The organism is Saccharothrix espanaensis DSM 44229, assembly GCF_000328705.1.
Lineage (GTDB): Bacteria > Actinomycetota > Actinomycetes > Mycobacteriales > Pseudonocardiaceae > Actinosynnema > Actinosynnema espanaense.
This window is the reverse complement of record NC_019673.1, coordinates 318485-333347: the sequence shown is the minus strand read 5'-3', so window position 1 is coordinate 333347 and position 14863 is coordinate 318485. Positions and strand designations below refer to the sequence as shown.

13 protein-coding genes are annotated in these 14863 nt (G+C 72.7%); 1 reads left to right on the top strand and 12 read right to left on the bottom strand.

The window, feature by feature from the left end:
• Positions 1-8: 8 nt before the first annotated feature.
• From topA to BN6_RS01600, 5 genes are all read right to left on the bottom strand, one after another.
• Entirely contained in the window at positions 9-2753 is a 2745-nt protein-coding gene (gene topA / locus BN6_RS01620) for a type I DNA topoisomerase (protein WP_051075412.1), read from the bottom strand.
• 126 nt (positions 2754-2879) lie between these two features.
• Entirely contained in the window at positions 2880-3590 is a 711-nt protein-coding gene (locus BN6_RS01615) for a hypothetical protein (RefSeq protein ID WP_041311637.1), read from the bottom strand.
• A 136-nt stretch (positions 3591-3726) separates the two neighbouring features.
• Positions 3727-4332 carry a hypothetical protein gene (locus BN6_RS01610; protein WP_015097775.1) on the bottom strand — a complete coding sequence of 202 codons (606 nt, stop codon included), beginning with the start codon at positions 4330-4332 and terminating at the stop codon, positions 3727-3729.
• Between the two features lie 39 nt (positions 4333-4371).
• Positions 4372-4971 (bottom strand): hypothetical protein, encoded by a 600-nt coding sequence (locus BN6_RS01605; protein WP_015097774.1) that lies wholly within the window; start codon positions 4969-4971, stop codon positions 4372-4374.
• 117 nt (positions 4972-5088) lie between these two features.
• Complete coding sequence (locus BN6_RS01600) at positions 5089-7395, bottom strand: sodium-translocating pyrophosphatase (protein ID WP_015097773.1); 2307 nt, start codon at positions 7393-7395, stop codon at positions 5089-5091.
• Between the two features lie 210 nt (positions 7396-7605).
• On the opposite strand from BN6_RS01600, the gene BN6_RS01595 reads away from it, so the two are divergent.
• Positions 7606-9954 carry a DEAD/DEAH box helicase gene (locus BN6_RS01595; RefSeq protein ID WP_015097772.1) on the top strand — a complete coding sequence of 783 codons (2349 nt, stop codon included), beginning with the start codon at positions 7606-7608 and terminating at the stop codon, positions 9952-9954.
• A 218-nt stretch (positions 9955-10172) separates the two neighbouring features.
• Here the strand turns inward: BN6_RS01595 and BN6_RS01590 are convergent, their stop codons facing one another.
• The 7 genes from BN6_RS01590 to BN6_RS01565 form a co-directional block, all read right to left on the bottom strand.
• A complete protein-coding gene (locus tag BN6_RS01590; protein WP_015097771.1) occupies positions 10173-10805 on the bottom strand; it encodes a bifunctional DNA primase/polymerase in 633 nt (210 codons plus the stop codon).
• Between the two features lie 263 nt (positions 10806-11068).
• On the bottom strand, positions 11069-11587 hold the full coding sequence (locus tag BN6_RS47335; RefSeq protein ID WP_015097770.1) for an Rv3654c family TadE-like protein: 519 nt from the start codon (positions 11585-11587) through the stop codon (positions 11069-11071).
• Positions 11580-11936 carry a TadE family type IV pilus minor pilin gene (locus tag BN6_RS01580; RefSeq protein ID WP_041311630.1) on the bottom strand — a complete coding sequence of 119 codons (357 nt, stop codon included), beginning with the start codon at positions 11934-11936 and terminating at the stop codon, positions 11580-11582. Before BN6_RS01580 ends, BN6_RS47335 begins: the two co-directional genes overlap by 8 nt.
• A 50-nt stretch (positions 11937-11986) precedes the next feature.
• The gene (locus BN6_RS43165) at positions 11987-12139 is read right to left on the bottom strand and encodes a DUF4244 domain-containing protein (RefSeq protein WP_015097768.1); all 153 of its coding nucleotides are present in this window, start codon (positions 12137-12139) and stop codon (positions 11987-11989) included.
• Between the two features lie 31 nt (positions 12140-12170).
• Positions 12171-12599 carry a type II secretion system F family protein gene (locus BN6_RS01575; protein WP_041311627.1) on the bottom strand — a complete coding sequence of 143 codons (429 nt, stop codon included), beginning with the start codon at positions 12597-12599 and terminating at the stop codon, positions 12171-12173.
• Positions 12600-12868: 269 nt separating this feature from the next.
• The gene (locus tag BN6_RS01570; RefSeq protein ID WP_015097766.1) at positions 12869-13630 is read right to left on the bottom strand and encodes a type II secretion system F family protein; all 762 of its coding nucleotides are present in this window, start codon (positions 13628-13630) and stop codon (positions 12869-12871) included.
• Positions 13627-14778, bottom strand: a complete 1152-nt coding sequence (locus BN6_RS01565) for a TadA family conjugal transfer-associated ATPase (protein WP_041311624.1) — start codon at positions 14776-14778, stop codon at positions 13627-13629. The genes BN6_RS01570 and BN6_RS01565 overlap by 4 nt, the downstream gene beginning before the upstream one ends.
• Between the last annotated feature and the right edge of the window lie 85 nt (positions 14779-14863).

Genomic DNA, 14863 nt, shown 5'->3' with positions numbered 1-14863 from the left:
TCATCCCGCTAGCTCTTCGACTTGGCGGGTGCCTTCTTGCGAACCGGTGCCTTCTTCTTCGGCGCCGGGCCCTTGGCGCGCTTCTCGGCCAGCAGCTCGGCCCCGCGCTCGTCGCTCAACCCCTCGACGCTGTCGGACTTGCGCAGCGACGCGTTCGTCTCGCCGTCGGTGACGTACGGGCCGAACCGGCCCTCCTTGACCACCATCGGCTTGCCGGACACCGGGTCGTTGCCCAGCTCCTTCAACGGCGGCGCGGCGGCCGCCCGGCCCCGCTTCTTGGGCTCGGCGTAGATCTTGAGCGCCTCGTCCAGGGTTACCGTGAACAGCTGGTCCTCGCTGGTCAGCGACCGCGAGTCGGTGCCCTTCTTGAGGTAGGGCCCGTAGCGGCCGTTCTGCGCGGTGATCTCCGCGCCGGTCTCCGGGTCCTTGCCGACCACCCTGGGCAGCGAGAGCAGCTTGAGCGCGTCGTCCAGCGTGACCGCGTCCAGCGACATGGTCTTGAACAGCGACCCGGTGCGCGGCTTCGGCGGCTTCTTGGTGCCCTCGGGCGGTTCCGGCAGGACCTCGGTCACGTACGGGCCGAACCGGCCCTCCTTGGCCACGATCTCGTGCCCGGTGACCGGGTCGTTGCCCAGCGAGCGGCCCTCCTGCGGGGTGGCGAACAGCTTCTCCGCCACGCCCCGGTTCAGCTCGTCCGGCGGCAGGTCGTCGGGCAGGTTCGCGCGCTGCGAGGTGGGCGCGCCGTCCTCGCCCTCGACCTCGCGCTCCAGGTACGGCCCGTAGCGGCCGACCCGGACCACGACCGTGCGGCCCTCCAGGTCGACGAACAGCGGGATCGAGTTCACCTCGCGGGCGTCGATCTGCTCGACGCTCGACCCGACCAGCTTCTTCAGACCACCCGAACGGCCCACCGACGACTCCGGGCCGACGTTGCCGCCGAAGTAGAACCCGGACAGCCAGGTGGTGCGCTCCTGCCGGCCGGCGGCGATGCCGTCGAGCTCGTCCTCCAGCGCGGCGGTGAAGTCGTAGTCCACCAGCCGGCCGAAGTGCCGCTCCAGCAGGCCGACCACGGCGAACGCCACCCAGGACGGGACCAGCGCGGAACCCTTCTTCCACACGTAGCCGCGGTCCTGCACGGTGCTGATGATCGAGGCGTAGGTGGACGGGCGGCCGATGCCCAGCTCCTCCATCGTCTTGATCAGGCTGGCCTCGGTGAAGCGCGGCGGCGGGGACGTCGAGTGGCCGTCGGCGGACAGCTCGGCCGCCACCAGCGCCTGGTCCTTGACCAGCTCGGGCAGCCGCGACTCGGCGTCGTCGGACTCGCCGCCCGCCTCCGAGTCGACCGTCTCCACGTACGCCTTCAGGAAGCCCGCGAAGGTGATCGTGCGGCCGGACGCGGCGAACGTGACGCCCTCGCCCGCCGCCGTCGTGCCGGAGATCCGGACGCTGGTCGTGTTGCCCCGCGCGTCGGACATCTGGGACGCGATCGTGCGCTGCCAGATCAGCTCGTACATCTTGAACTCGTCGGACTCCAGCTCCCGCGCCACCTGGCCGGGGGTGCGGAACACCTCGCCGGCCGGGCGGATGGCCTCGTGCGCCTCCTGGGCGTTCTTGACCTTCCGGGTGTACTGGCGGGGCGTCTTCGACACGTACTGCGCGCCGTAGAGCTCCGTGGCCTGCGCACGGGCCGCGGTGATCGCGGTCTCGGACAGCGTGGTGCTGTCGGTGCGCATGTAGGTGATGTAGCCGTTCTCGTACAGCTTCTGCGCGGTGCGCATGGTCCGGTCGGCCGAGAACCGCAGCTTGCGGCCCGCCTCCTGCTGGAGGGTCGAGGTCATGAACGGCGCGTACGGCTTGCGCGTGTACGGCTTCTCCTCCACCGAGGAGACCACCATGTCCGCCTTGACCAGGCCGTCCGCGATCGCGCGGGCCTGCGCCTCGTCCAGGACCCGGACCTCCGAGCCCTCCTTGAGCCGACCGGTCGACTCGAAGTCGCGGCCCGTGGCCAGGCGTTGGCCGTCGACGGCCACCAGCCGTGCCGCGAACTGGCGCGGCGACGCCTGCTCGCCCGCGTCCATGGTCGCCGAGACGTCCCAGTACGACGCGGTCACGAACTTCATCCGCTCGCGTTCCCGCTCGACCACGATCCTGGTCGCCACCGACTGCACCCGGCCCGCCGAGAGCTTCGGCATGACCTTCTTCCACAGCACGGGGCTGACCTCGTAGCCGTAGAGGCGGTCCAGGATGCGCCGGGTCTCCTGCGCGTCGACCAGGTCCTGGTCGAGGTCGCGGGGGTTCGCGGCGGCGGCCAGGATCGCGGGCTCGGTGATCTCGTGGAACACCATCCGGCGGACCGGCACCTTGGGCTTGAGGGTGTCCAGGAGGTGCCAGGCGATCGCCTCGCCCTCCCGGTCGCCGTCTGTCGCCAGGTAGAGCTCGTCGACGTCCTTGAGCAGCTCCTTGAGCTCCGCGACGGTCGCCTTCTTGTCCGGCGTGACCACGTAGAGCGGCTCGAAGTCGTGGTCGACGTCGACGCCCAGCCGCGCCCACGGCTGTCCCTTGTACTTGGCGGGCACGTCCGCCGCCCCGCGGGGCAGGTCGCGGATGTGCCCCTTGGAGGATTCCACGACGAAGTCGGCACCGAGGTAGGACGCGATCTTCCGCGCCTTCGCGGGCGACTCGACGATCACCAACCGCCGGTTGCCGCTCGCGGATCCCCCGCTGCTCTTCTTCGCCCGTGTCGATCCAGCCACGCCGTCCCGCTCTCTCCGAACACTGTGTCCCGACCCGCCAGTGTGCACTGTCCTTTGTCGCCGCATGGGCAGCCCTGGTCGGGACAGGGTGACACAACTGTGCCCGATCGCCCGCCAGGAGGACCGCTAGGCGGCCGGCCAGGTCCGCTCCACGACCCCGCGCGGAGCCCGTCCGACCAGCTCGGCGAGCCGCTCCAACCGCCGCCGGCCCACCACCCGGAGTGCGGGTCCACCGGTTTTGAGCAGTGTCGCCGGAAGTCCCGACGCGGCCAACGCCTTTTGCAGCGGCTCGTGCGTGTCGGGCGATTCGGGGTCGAGCCCGAGCACGTACGCCGACTCCGCCCAGCGGCCCGACGCGAGCGCCCAGAGCCGCAGCACGCCGCCGTGCGGGGTGAACTCGGGCGGCACCACCTTCGTGTCACCGACGAGCCACTGGTGGGCCAGCCCGGTGAGGTCGGTGCGGTAGGCCGTCGTGACCTCCAGCCCGCCGCCGACCGCGCGCGGCGGCTCGGCCGGCGCGCTGGGCCGCCCGTCCGCCACGTCGGCCTCGGCCGGTGGCGTCCCCCCGGGCGCGGCCTCGTCCGGCGCGTCGTCCGGCGGGGCCTGCCCGAGCACCGGCGCGGGCCGTCGGACGAGCTCCAGCCGGGCCTGCACGCCCCGCTCGGCCAGGGCCGCGACCAGCGCCACCCCGCGCCAGCGCTCGTCCAGGCAGACCGAGATCCGGGCCGCCCGACCGCGCGCGAAACCCACCGCCCGTCCGGGCCCGCACAGCAGCCCGGCCAGGTCCGCGACACAGGGCCGGCGCGCCTCGGCCGAAAAGAAGGACAGTTGCCCCACGGTCCCGCAGCGTAGAACACACGTTCGAGCACGGCCAGTCCCCAGCCGGGCGATCTTGCCGTGAACGGGCCGCTCAGCGCAGGGCACCGGGCGCACGGGGCCCGGCCGGAACGCCCGGCCGGGCTCCGCCGGGAGGTCAGCCGCCGAGCGACTTCAGCTTCTCGGTCAGCGCGGTGCACTCCGGCGCCTTCTTGAAGGCCTCGCCCAGCTTCGGGTCGTTCTGGAGCTTCTTGATCTGGTCGCCGGCGGTCGTCGTCTCGTCGCCGCCCAGCGCGCCCAGCTTCGTGGCGAACTCCGGGTCGGCCGGGTCGAGCTTGGCGACCTCCTCGCCGGCCTTGGTCCAGGTGGCGGCCGACTCGGTGAAGAACTTCACCAGCTCGTCGTGCAGCGCCTGGGACTCCGGCGACGGCGCGCCCAGGTCGTCGAGCTTCTGGCCGGCGTCGGTGAACGCCTGGCCGGACTTGCCGGCGAACTCCTGGATCTTGGCCTTCATCGCCGCCGGGTCGGACGCCGCGCCGCCGAGCATGATCTGGAGCAGCTCCACGACGCCCTCCAGCGCGGGCGTGATGCCCTCGCAGTAGGTGCCGGCCCAGGTCACCGGGTCGGCGGCCGGCTTGGTCGTGGTCGTGGCCGCGGCGGACGTGGTGCTGCTGGAACCGGCCGACCCCGAACCCGAACCCGAGCAGGCACCGGTCACGAGCACGGCCGCGAGGACGCCGGCCACCGTCAAGCGAAGTTTCACGCTGTTCCCCCCACCCTGTCCTGATTGACGGGCCGGATACTACGACGTCCGGGTTACCGGCTCGGACGGGCGCAGCGTGCGCAGGCCCTGGCACGCCGGTGCCTTCTCGGCGGCCTCCTTCAGCTCCGGCGTGGCCTCCAGCTGCTTGAGCGGCTCGGCGAACTGGTCCAACCGGCCGATCGCCTCGCCCGCGGCCTGCAACCCGCCGACCGGGTCGTTCGCGTCGGCCTGCTCGACCGACGCCTTCGCGTCGGCGAACGACTTGGCGATGTCGGAGAACGTGCCCGCCATCTTCGACACCTGCTCGTCGCCACCGGCGACCGGCGACGGCCCGACCTCGCGCAGCCTGGTGGCCGTCTGGTTGAACGCGTCGGCCATCTGGCCCATGTACGCGCCCATGTCGGCCTTGAGCTTCACCGGGTCGTTCGCGTCCAGCTTCGGCGGTGTCTTGGGCACCGAGATGAACGACGACGCGGCCGAGCACACCTTGTCCATGTAGGCGACGGTGTCGCCGCCGGACGGGGACGACGACGCGGAGGTGGTCGGGGCGGGGTCGCCACCGGAACCGCACCCCACGACCAGCGCCGCCGACGCGGCCACCGCGGCCAGCCGGATCCACATCTCGGACTCTCCATTCACCCGGGAACACCCCGCGAAACACCCACAGTGTGCCCATCCGGGCCGATCCGCACACGCCGAAGCGGGCGCCCGCCCGTGGAGGGGACGCCCGCTTCGGGGTGTTTCAGGCCGGACCGGTCACGCGGCGCCGTTGGAGACGGGAGTCTCCGCCGGGGAGTCCGCGATGGCCGTGCCGCGCCGCTTGGACACGACGACCGCCGCGACGATCACCGCCACCGCGACCAGCGCGATGGCGTAGCGCAGGGGCGCGGACTCGCTCGCGCCCACCGAGAACGTCACGATGGCCGGCGCGATCAGCACCGAGACCAGGTTCATCACCTTGATCAGCGGGTTGATCGCGGGGCCGGCGGTGTCCTTGAACGGGTCGCCGACCGTGTCGCCGATGACCGTGGCGGCGTGGGCCTCCGAGCCCTTGCCGCCGTGGTTGCCGTCCTCGACCAGCTTCTTGGCGTTGTCCCACGCGCCACCCGAGTTGGCCAGGAACACGGCCATCAGGGTGCCGGTGGCGATCGCGCCCGCCAGGTAGCCCGCCAGCGGTCCGACGCCGAGGCCGAAGCCGACCGCGATCGGGGCCAGCACCGCGAGCAGGCCGGGGGTGGCCAGCTCGCGCAGCGAGTCCTTGGTGCAGATGTCCACGACCCGGCCGTACTCCGGCTTGACCGAGCCGTCCATGATGCCCGGGTTCTCGCGGAACTGGCGGCGCACCTCGAACACGATCGCGCCCGCCGCGCGGGTCACCGCGTTGACGGCCAGACCGGAGAACATGAACACCACGGCCGCGCCGATGATGATGCCGACCAGCACGTTCGGCGAGAACACGACGTTGCTGAAGGAGACCGGGATGGTCGCCGTGACGCCTTCCAGCGCCTGCTTGATCGCGTCCTGGTACGAGCCGAACAGCGCGGTGGCCGCCAGCACGGCGGTCGCGATCGCGATCCCCTTGGTGATCGCCTTCGTGGTGTTGCCGACCGCGTCCAGCTCGGTGAGGATCTGCGCGCCCTCGCCGTCGACGTCGCCGGACATCTCCGCGATGCCCTGGGCGTTGTCCGACACCGGGCCGAACGTGTCCATGGCGACGATGACGCCGACCGTGGTCAGCAGGCCGCAGCCGGCCAGCGCGACCGCGAACAGCGCCACGACCAGCGTGCCGGAGAGCAGGAACGCGCCGTAGACCGCGCCGCCGATGACCAGCGCCGTGTAGACCGCCGACTCGAAGCCGACCGAGATGCCGGACAGGATCACCGTCGCCGCGCCGGTCAGCGAGGTCTTGCCGACCTCCTTGACGGGCTTGTGCTCGGTGCCGGTGAAGTAGCCGGTCAGCCACAGGATGACGCCCGCCAGCACGATGCCGATGATCACCGCGATGGCCGCGATCAGCGCCGGGCTGCCCGACGTGGCGATCACCTCGGGGTCCTCCACGCCCTTGAGCTCGCCGAACGAGCTGGGCAGGAACACGAACGCGGCCACCGTGCACAGCACGGCCGAGATCACCGCCGAGATGTAGAACGAGCGGTTGATCGCCGAGAGGCCGCTCTCCCCGGTCCGGGCCGAGGTGATGTAGACCCCGATCACCGCGGTCAGCACGCCGATCGCCGGGACGATCAGCGGGAACAGCAGGCCCTTCGCGCCGAACGCGGCGGTGCCCAGGATGAGCGACGCGACCAGCGTCACCGCGTAGGACTCGAACAGGTCGGCCGCCATGCCGGCGCAGTCGCCGACGTTGTCGCCCACGTTGTCCGCGATGGTCGCCGCGTTGCGCGGGTCGTCCTCCGGGATGCCCTGCTCGACCTTGCCGACGAGGTCCGCGCCGACGTCGGCGGCCTTGGTGAAGATGCCGCCGCCGACCCGCATGAACATCGCGAGCAGGGCCGCGCCGAAGCCGAAGCCCTCCAGCACCTTGGGTGCCTGGCCGGTGTACACCAGCACGACGAGGGCCGCGCCGAACAGGCCGAGGCCCACGGTGAACATGCCCACCACGCCACCGGTGCGGAATGCGATGCGCATCGCCTTCTCGCGCCCGCCGGGCTCCTTCGCGGCCGCCGCCACGCGCACGTTCGCGCGAGTGGACAGCCACATGCCCAGGTAGCCGATGGCGGCGGAGAACGCCGCTCCGACGAGGAAGAACAACGACCGGCCGATCCGCTCCCCGATGTCCTCCGCGGGGAGCAGGAAGAGCAGCACGAACACGATGACGACGAAAATGCCTAGCGTTCGGAACTGCCGGTTGAGGTAGGCCGCTGCGCCCTCTTGAACCGCTTTGGCGATGTCCTGCATCTTCGCGGTGCCCTGGCCGGCGGCCAGGACCTCCCGAAGCAGCACATAACCGACGGCGAGAGCAGCCAGGGCGACCACGGCGACCACGGCCACGAGACCTTGGTCACCTCCGGAGAGCTCTAGGCCCTCCGCGAGGAATTGCCGGGACATCCGTCCTCCTGGTGAGTTTTCCAAGCCCAAGGCGGGAAGCACCGCGCTACGCCGGGACCGGCCTTGCTCACCCGCGACGGTCTGTCCCGACACAACGTGACGCACCCCTCATTGGATGCGATAGCGGCGGAGTCTATTCAAGGTCCGCAAGTACCCGACAGTGAGTCCCCGTCCGTGCACACACCGTTATAGGCGCAGGAAGCAACCGTGATGTCGGTGGCGTGTGCGAAGCTGCGCCCCGTGGCGAACCAGGGACGTCGTTTACTGGACCGGGTGCTCGCCGGGGTCCCGGCCGGGGAGACGCCGTTGACGCACCGCGCGGACCTCCCGCGACAGGACGCGCAAGCCGTGCCGTGGCCGTCGTGGGCCGCGCCGGAAGTCGTGTCGGCGCTGGTGGAACGGGGTGTCCCGGAACCGTGGCGGCACCAGGCGCAGGCGGCGGAGCACGTCTGGGCGGGGCGGCACGTGGTGGTCGCGACGGGCACCGCGTCGGGCAAGTCGCTGGCGTACCAGTTGCCGGTGCTCAGCGCCGTGCACACCGACCCGAAGGCAACAGCTCTGTACCTGTCGCCGACCAAGGCGTTGGGTGCGGACCAGCTTCGGTCGGTGGAAGCGCTGGGCGTGCCGAACGTGCGGGCGGCGACGTTCGACGGCGACACCCCGATGGCCGAGCGGGACTGGGTGCGGGCGCACGCGAACTGGGTGTTCACCAACCCGGACATGCTGCACCGGGGGATCCTGCCCAACCACGCCAAGTGGATCAGGTTCTTCCGCCGGCTGTCGTACGTGGTGGTCGACGAGTGCCACTCCTACCGGGGCGTGTTCGGGTCGCACGTGGCCCTGCTGCTGCGGCGGCTGCGGCGGGTCGCCCGGCGCTACGGGGCGGACCCGGTGTTCGTGCTGGCGTCGGCGACGGTGGCCGATCCCGCGACTTCGGCATCCCGCCTGACCGGGGTGCCGTGCGAGGCGGTGACCGAGGACGGCTCGCCGCGCGCCGGGCGGACCGTCGCGCTGTGGGAACCGCCGCTGCTGACCGAGCTGGAGGGCGAGAACGGCGCGCCGGTGCGCCGTTCGGCGGGCGCGGAGACCGCGCGGATCCTGGCCGACCTGGTCGTGGAGGGCGCGCGGTCGCTGGCGTTCGTCCGGTCGCGGGTCGGCGCGGAGCTGACCGCCATCGGGGCGCGCCGGGTGCTGGCCGAGGTCGACCCGGAGCTGGCGACGCGGGTGGCGGCCTACCGCGGCGGGTACCTGCCCGAGGAGCGGCGGGCCTTGGAGAAGGCCGTGTCCAGCGGCGACCTGCTCGGCGTGGCGACGACGAACGCGCTGGAGCTGGGCGTCGACATCGTCGGCCTGGACGCCGTGGTGGTGGCGGGGTTCCCGGGGACGCTGGCGTCGTTCTGGCAGCAGGCCGGGCGGGCGGGGCGGACCGGGGACTCGGGCGCGCTGGTGGTGTTCGTGGCGCGCGACGACCCGTTGGACACCTACCTGGTGCACAACCCGGCCGCGGTGCTGGAGAGACCGGTCGAGGCGACGGTGCTCGACCCGACGAACCCGTACGTGCTGGAGCCCCAGCTCGCGTGCGCGGCGGCCGAGCTGCCGCTGACGCCGGACTCGCTGGAGGAGTTCGGCGGGGACCTGGCGGTCGAGGTGCTCGACGGCATGGTGGAGCGCAAGCTGCTGCGACGCAGGCCGAACGGCTGGTACTGGACCTCGCACGACCGGCCGCACGGCGAGGTCGACATCCGGGGTTCGGGCGGCGAGCAGGTCGTCGTGGTGGAGGGCGACTCGGGCCGGATGCTCGGCACGGTCGACCCGGCGGCGGCGTGCTGGACGGTGCACGACGGCGCGGTGTACCTGCACCAGGGCGAGTCGTACGTGGTGGACCGGCTCGACCTGGACAGCGGCATCGCGCTGGTGCACGCGGAGAAGCCGGACTGGACGACCACCGCGCGCGACACCAAGGACATCACCGTCGTGCGGGTGCTGGAGGAGCGGCGGTTCGCCGGGGTGTCGGTGTGCCTGGGCGAGGTCGACGTGACCTCGCAGGTCGTCGGCTACCTGCGGAAGCTGTCGTCCGGGCAGGTGGTCGACTCGGTGCCGCTGGACCTGCCGGAGCGGACCCTGCGCACCCGGGCGGTCTGGTACACGGTCGGCGAGGAGCTGTTGGGTAGTGCGCCGGGGGGCGCCGGTCTGGATCCGGCGCGCATCCCCGGCGCACTACACGCTGCCGAGCACGCGGCGATCGGCCTGCTACCCCTGTTCGCGACTTGCGACCGATGGGACATCGGCGGCGTCTCGACCGCGCTGCACCAGGACACCGGGGAGGCGACGGTGTTCGTGCACGACGGTCATCCGGGAGGCGCCGGCTTCGCCGACCGCGGGTTCGCGGCGGTGGTCCCATGGCTGGTCGCCACGAGGGAGGCGATCGCTTCCTGCACGTGCCCGGCCGGCTGCCCGTCCTGCGTTCAGTCGCCGAAGTGCGGGAACGGCAACGATCCGCTGGACAAGGCGGGCGGGTTGGCCGTGTTGGACGTCGTGCTCGGGGTTGTCGGGGAGTAGTCCCACGACGTCCAACACGGCCGGGCCGGTACTGCTCCCGCGGGTGCGTCCGCGGGGTGTACCAGGGTCGTCGGTGTGAGGCCGGCGACCCTTCTTGCGGGTGCCGAACCACCGGAGGAGGACGGCGGTCCGGCCGGCCCTGGTCGGGCAGGCCCTCATCGGGCAAGCCCCGGTCAGGGAGGTCCTGGTCAGGGAGGTCCTGGTCAGGGAGGTCCTGGTCAGGCGAGGCCGCCGACGACCAGGCCGTAGTCGGAGGGCACGTGGCCGGAAGGCACGTGGCCGGCCTCGGTCAGCGCGTCCTGCACGACGCCGGTCCGGGGCAGCTGCCACGCGCAGATCTGCGGCTTGACCCGCCAGTGCACGACGCCGTGCTGGACGGGCGTCGGCGGCAGCGGGACGTACTCGCCCTGGCCGTAGTGGTGGACGTCGTGGTCGGCGACCCAGTCGGCCCGCAGCGGCTGCCCGGTGGCGACGAGGAACATCCAGCGACCGGACGGAGTGGCCGTGATCGGCACCGGCACACCCGCCGCCCGCAGCGCCACGGCGGCGCGCCGGCCGAGGTCGGCCCCGACCTCGATGGCGTCCACACCGTGCCCGGTGGCCAGCAGGATGCTGTAGGAGTGACCGGCCCACCAGGTGGCGACCTGCTCCGCCTTGGTGCCGATGCGCTCCTGCCAGTCGTGGTGCACCGGAGCCGGGCCGTCGTGCTCGACGCTCTCGCGACCGGCCCACTGCCCGATGCCCGCCGGATAGGTCCCCGGCAGCACAGGCCACCCGTGCCACGCGAGGTTGACCGCCTCTGCGCGCAGCTCGATGCGGAAGGCCCCGCGCCAGCTATCGGACCACTCCATCTTCCGTTCGCCTCCTTGAAGACCACGACACCGTGTCTGGTGTTATTCGACACCGCGTCGGTGCCGCCACTTGAACTAACGACATGACAGGGACTTCTGGTAGCCACCAGTCGACAACTGGTAGGTACGGAACGGCGAACGCCGGTCGGCCGGACGGCCGACAGAACTCCGCCGTCCCCACAGACGGCCCTTGAAGCCGCAACCAGCGGGTGTGTGAGTCCGCTCACCGCCGGAGGGCGACCGTTCGTCGCGGAGCGGCAAGGTCACCCTTCGCCCGAGCCGGCCCGAGCCCGAGCGGCGGGCGCACCGAACACCGAACCGAGCCCCTTTCCCCGAGCCGCGCGGACCTCGACCACCACCTCCACCCCGGACACGACGCACGACACCAACTCCCCTCCCATCCGCCGAACGACCCACTCGGCCCGCCCACAGGCCCGCGCCGCCCCCTGCTCGATCCACCCGGCAGCGGCAACGGCCGCAAGATCAGCCGCAGCCACCACCCGGTGCCGACCAACCACCACCTCCCCGTACCGCACCCCGAACACGACGGCGGCCCCCAACACCCCGAGCAACGCCACGGCCAGCACACTCGCCGCCCCCCGCTCATCCCCCACCACAGCCCGCCCAGCCCCGCGCCCCAGGGCCGAGCGCTCCCCGTCCACGCGGGCACGGACTGACAGCGCGCGTGCAGCGTGTGCGGCCAGTGCGCGGCTACCGGTCACCAGGGCGCGGGCAGCCAGGGCGCAGGCCGCCAGGCCGGACCGCGCGCTCGGCTCACCCATCGGCGGTCCCGGTGGGCGCGTTGGAGGTGGCGACTCCCGGTTCGAGCACCGCGTAGGCGTCCGCGCGGACGTCCACCAACCTGCGCCGCGAGGCCACTTCCACCCGTGCGGTGTCGCCGTCGTGCCGGATGACCAGCTGAGCGCCTGCGGGAGCGATGGCCGCCGCAGCGGTCGACGCCCGCCCCGGATCCCCACGCGCGACCAGGCGGGCGGCCTCGCGTGCGGCGTCCGTGCACTGGACCTGGGCGAGAACGGTCAGGACCACTTCGACGCCCACCACCACGAACGCCACCAGGCCGCACACCGCCAAGGCGGCCTCCACCGTCACCGCGCCCCGGTCCCCGCTCAACAGAGACCTGTGCCCGGCAACGACTTTCGGCGGTCGCGGTCGGCCCGGAGTCACGTTCCCGCCGCGAAGGCTTTTTGCAGCAACCCCCGCAGCATGTCCGTCATCCACTCACCACCGAGCAACACGACCAGCAGCCCCGCGAACCCGGCCGCCGCCAGTGTGCCGATGGCGTACTCGGCGGTCGTCATTCCCCTGTCGTTCAAGACAGTTCTCCTATCGCTCCATTGTGGACAGTCACCAGCTCGAACTCACCTGCCCGGCCAGCCCGATCACCACCGGCAGGACACCCAGGCACAGGAACGCGGGCAGGAAGCACAACGCCAACGGCCCGGCCACCACCACCGCCGCCCGCTGGGCGCGGGCTTCCGCCTGGTCGTCGATCCGCGCCCGCAGGTCGGCCGCGAGGTCCGCCACGGCACCGGCCAGCGCCGCACCGGACCGCGCGCTGCGCCGAGCGGCACGTGCCAGCGGCGCAGTGTCCGGATGGTCCAGCGCGGCAGCCCACGCCGCAGCCGGATCCGCACCCAACGCCAACAGGTCGCCGACCTTCCGCAAGTACGCGCCAGGCCCCGGAGGCGCGCCCGCCCGCACCGCGTGCACCGCCGTCGCCACCGGCAACCCGGCGCGCAACGCCGCAGCGAGCAAATCCCAGGTGGCAGGCAACGCGAACGGATCCGCAGACGGCGATGACGACTGGGACGACGGCCGTGACGCTGACGACCGTGACCACGGTTGAGACGGGGACCGCCCACGTGGCACCAGCTTCGCCACGAGACTCGACCGCTCCGCGCTCGACCACGCCAGTCCCCACCGTTTGGCCCTCGCCTGCGGCAGGCCGGACCCGGCACCGGCCGGAGGGGTCGTTGTCAGGCGGGCGAGCGGTGGGCGGCGTGGTGGGAGGACCGCGAGGGCCGCCGCCAGCAAGAACAGGATCACGTGACCACCTGCCTCGTCAGCCGCGTGCTCCAGCCCAGGCCGACGCAGATCAACACCGCGCCCACCACCAGCAGCACCTGCCCCGCGACCGTGGACGTCAGCACGGCCACCGGGCCCGAGCCGGTCAGCTCGCCCAGCAGCACCCCGAACACCGGCAACGCCGCCAGGACCGCCGCGCTCGACCTCGGCCCGGCCATCCGCGCGTGGAACCGGTGGGCGAAGTCGATCCGGCGACGCAGGTCGCGCCGGACCTCCTCCAGCACGTCGGCCAGTGGCACGCCGTGCTCTCCCGACAACCGCCACGCGCGGGCGAGCGGTCGCGCGTCCGGGGTGGTCAGGGCGGCTTCCACGTCGCCGCCCCGGGCCGCTGTCGACGCGATGGCCCGGAACACGCCGGCCGCCGGGGGTTCGGCGTCCTCGGCCGCGCCGAGGGCCGCCTGCGCCGGGTGCGCGCCGGAACGCAGCTCGGCGACGAAGCCCGCCAAGCCCTCGGCGACGGCCGTCGAGGCGCGCAGCCGAGCCCGCTCCGCCCGGAGACCCCGGCGGGCCCGCCAGAGGGTCCAGGCCACCAGGGCACCGGCGACGGACCCGCCGACTCCGGCCGGCAGACCGACCGCCGCGCCCAGCACGGCCGCCGTCACCGGGTCGGGCGGCCTGCGGCGGAACCGGAGGGGTCGCCTGCCCTGCAACGCTTTCAGCCGCCCGACCACCGACACCGGAACGACCAGCAACGCGACGGCGGCCAACAGCAGGCTCACGGCACACCCGCCAAGCGCCGCAGCTCGGCACCCGCCGGCCGCCAGCCCTCGTCGTGCCGCCACGCCGTGTGGACCAGCAAGGTGTCCTGCCGCCGCTCGAACACCCCTATCTCCGCGAGGTGCCGCGCGCCGCCCGGACCCCGGCGCATGTGCAGCACCACCTTCACCGCCGCCGCCAACTGGCTGTGCAACGCCCGCCGGTCCAGCCCGCCCAGTGCGGCCAACGCTTCCAGCCGCGCGGGCACCTCGGCGGGCGAGTTGGCGTGCAACGTCCCCGCGCCGCCGTCGTGCCCGGTGTTGAACGCGGTCAGCAGGTCGACCACCTCGGCACCGCGCACCTCGCCCACGACGATCCGGTCCGGCCGCATCCGCAGGGCCTGGCGGACCAGGTCGCGCAAGGTCACCCGACCCGCGCCCTCGACGTTCGCGCCCCGGGCCAGCAGCCGGACGAACTGCGGGTGGTCGGGGTGCAGTTCGCCGGCGTCCTCGACGCACACCACGCGCTGGTCGTGCGGCACGCAACCGAGCAGCGCGGCGAGCAGGGTCGTCTTGCCCGACCCCGTGCCGCCGACGACCAGGAACGCCGACCTGGCCCGGACCACCGCGCGCAGCACCCCGGCGGTCTCCCGGGAGAACGTGCCGCGTTGTTCCAGCGCCGCCAGGTCGTGCACGGCGGGGCGCAGGATGCGCAGCGACAGGCAGGTCGACGGGGTGATCGGCGGCAGCACGGCGTGCAGCCGGACCGAACCCGGCAGCCACCCGTCGACGTAGGGCACCGCGTCGTCCAGCCGCCGCCCCGCCTCGACCGCGAGCCGCTGGGCCAGCCGGCGCACCGCCGCCTCGCCGGCGAACACCACATCGGTGCGCCGGAGCCCGGCCGGGCCGTCGACCCACACCTCGTTCGGCCCGGTGACCAGGACGTCGGTGTGCTCGGGGTCGCGCAGCAGCGGCTCCAGCACACCCGCGCCCACGAACTCCTGCCGCAGCACGGTCAACGCCCGCCGCACGTCCTCCTGGCTGACCACGCCACCGGCTTCGCTGCGCACGGCGGCGGCCACGGACGCGGAGGTGAGCGCGTCGCCGCCGTCCGCCAACCGCCGCCGGACCCGCTCCACGAGTTCGGTCACGGCCGACCTCCCCGGCCCCATCGGCGCGCCTGACCGACCACCGATTGAATGCAGGAATCCCTTGCCGCGCCCAGGCTTTCCAGCAGAACCCGATCTGCCGCCCCGT

Excerpts from the sequence above, each read along its gene's own strand:
- BN6_RS01600 (WP_015097773.1), bottom strand. The coding sequence starts at position 7,395 with ATGTCCCGGCAATTCCTCGCGGAGGGCCTAGAGCTCTCCGGAGGTGAC.
- BN6_RS01595 (WP_015097772.1), top strand. The coding sequence starts at position 7,606 with ATGTCGGTGGCGTGTGCGAAGCTGCGCCCCGTGGCGAACCAGGGACGT.
- BN6_RS01590 (WP_015097771.1), bottom strand. The coding sequence starts at position 10,805 with ATGGAGTGGTCCGATAGCTGGCGCGGGGCCTTCCGCATCGAGCTGCGC.
- BN6_RS47335 (WP_015097770.1), bottom strand. The coding sequence starts at position 11,587 with ATGGGTGAGCCGAGCGCGCGGTCCGGCCTGGCGGCCTGCGCCCTGGCT.
- BN6_RS01565 (WP_041311624.1), bottom strand. The coding sequence starts at position 14,778 with ATGGGGCCGGGGAGGTCGGCCGTGACCGAACTCGTGGAGCGGGTCCGG.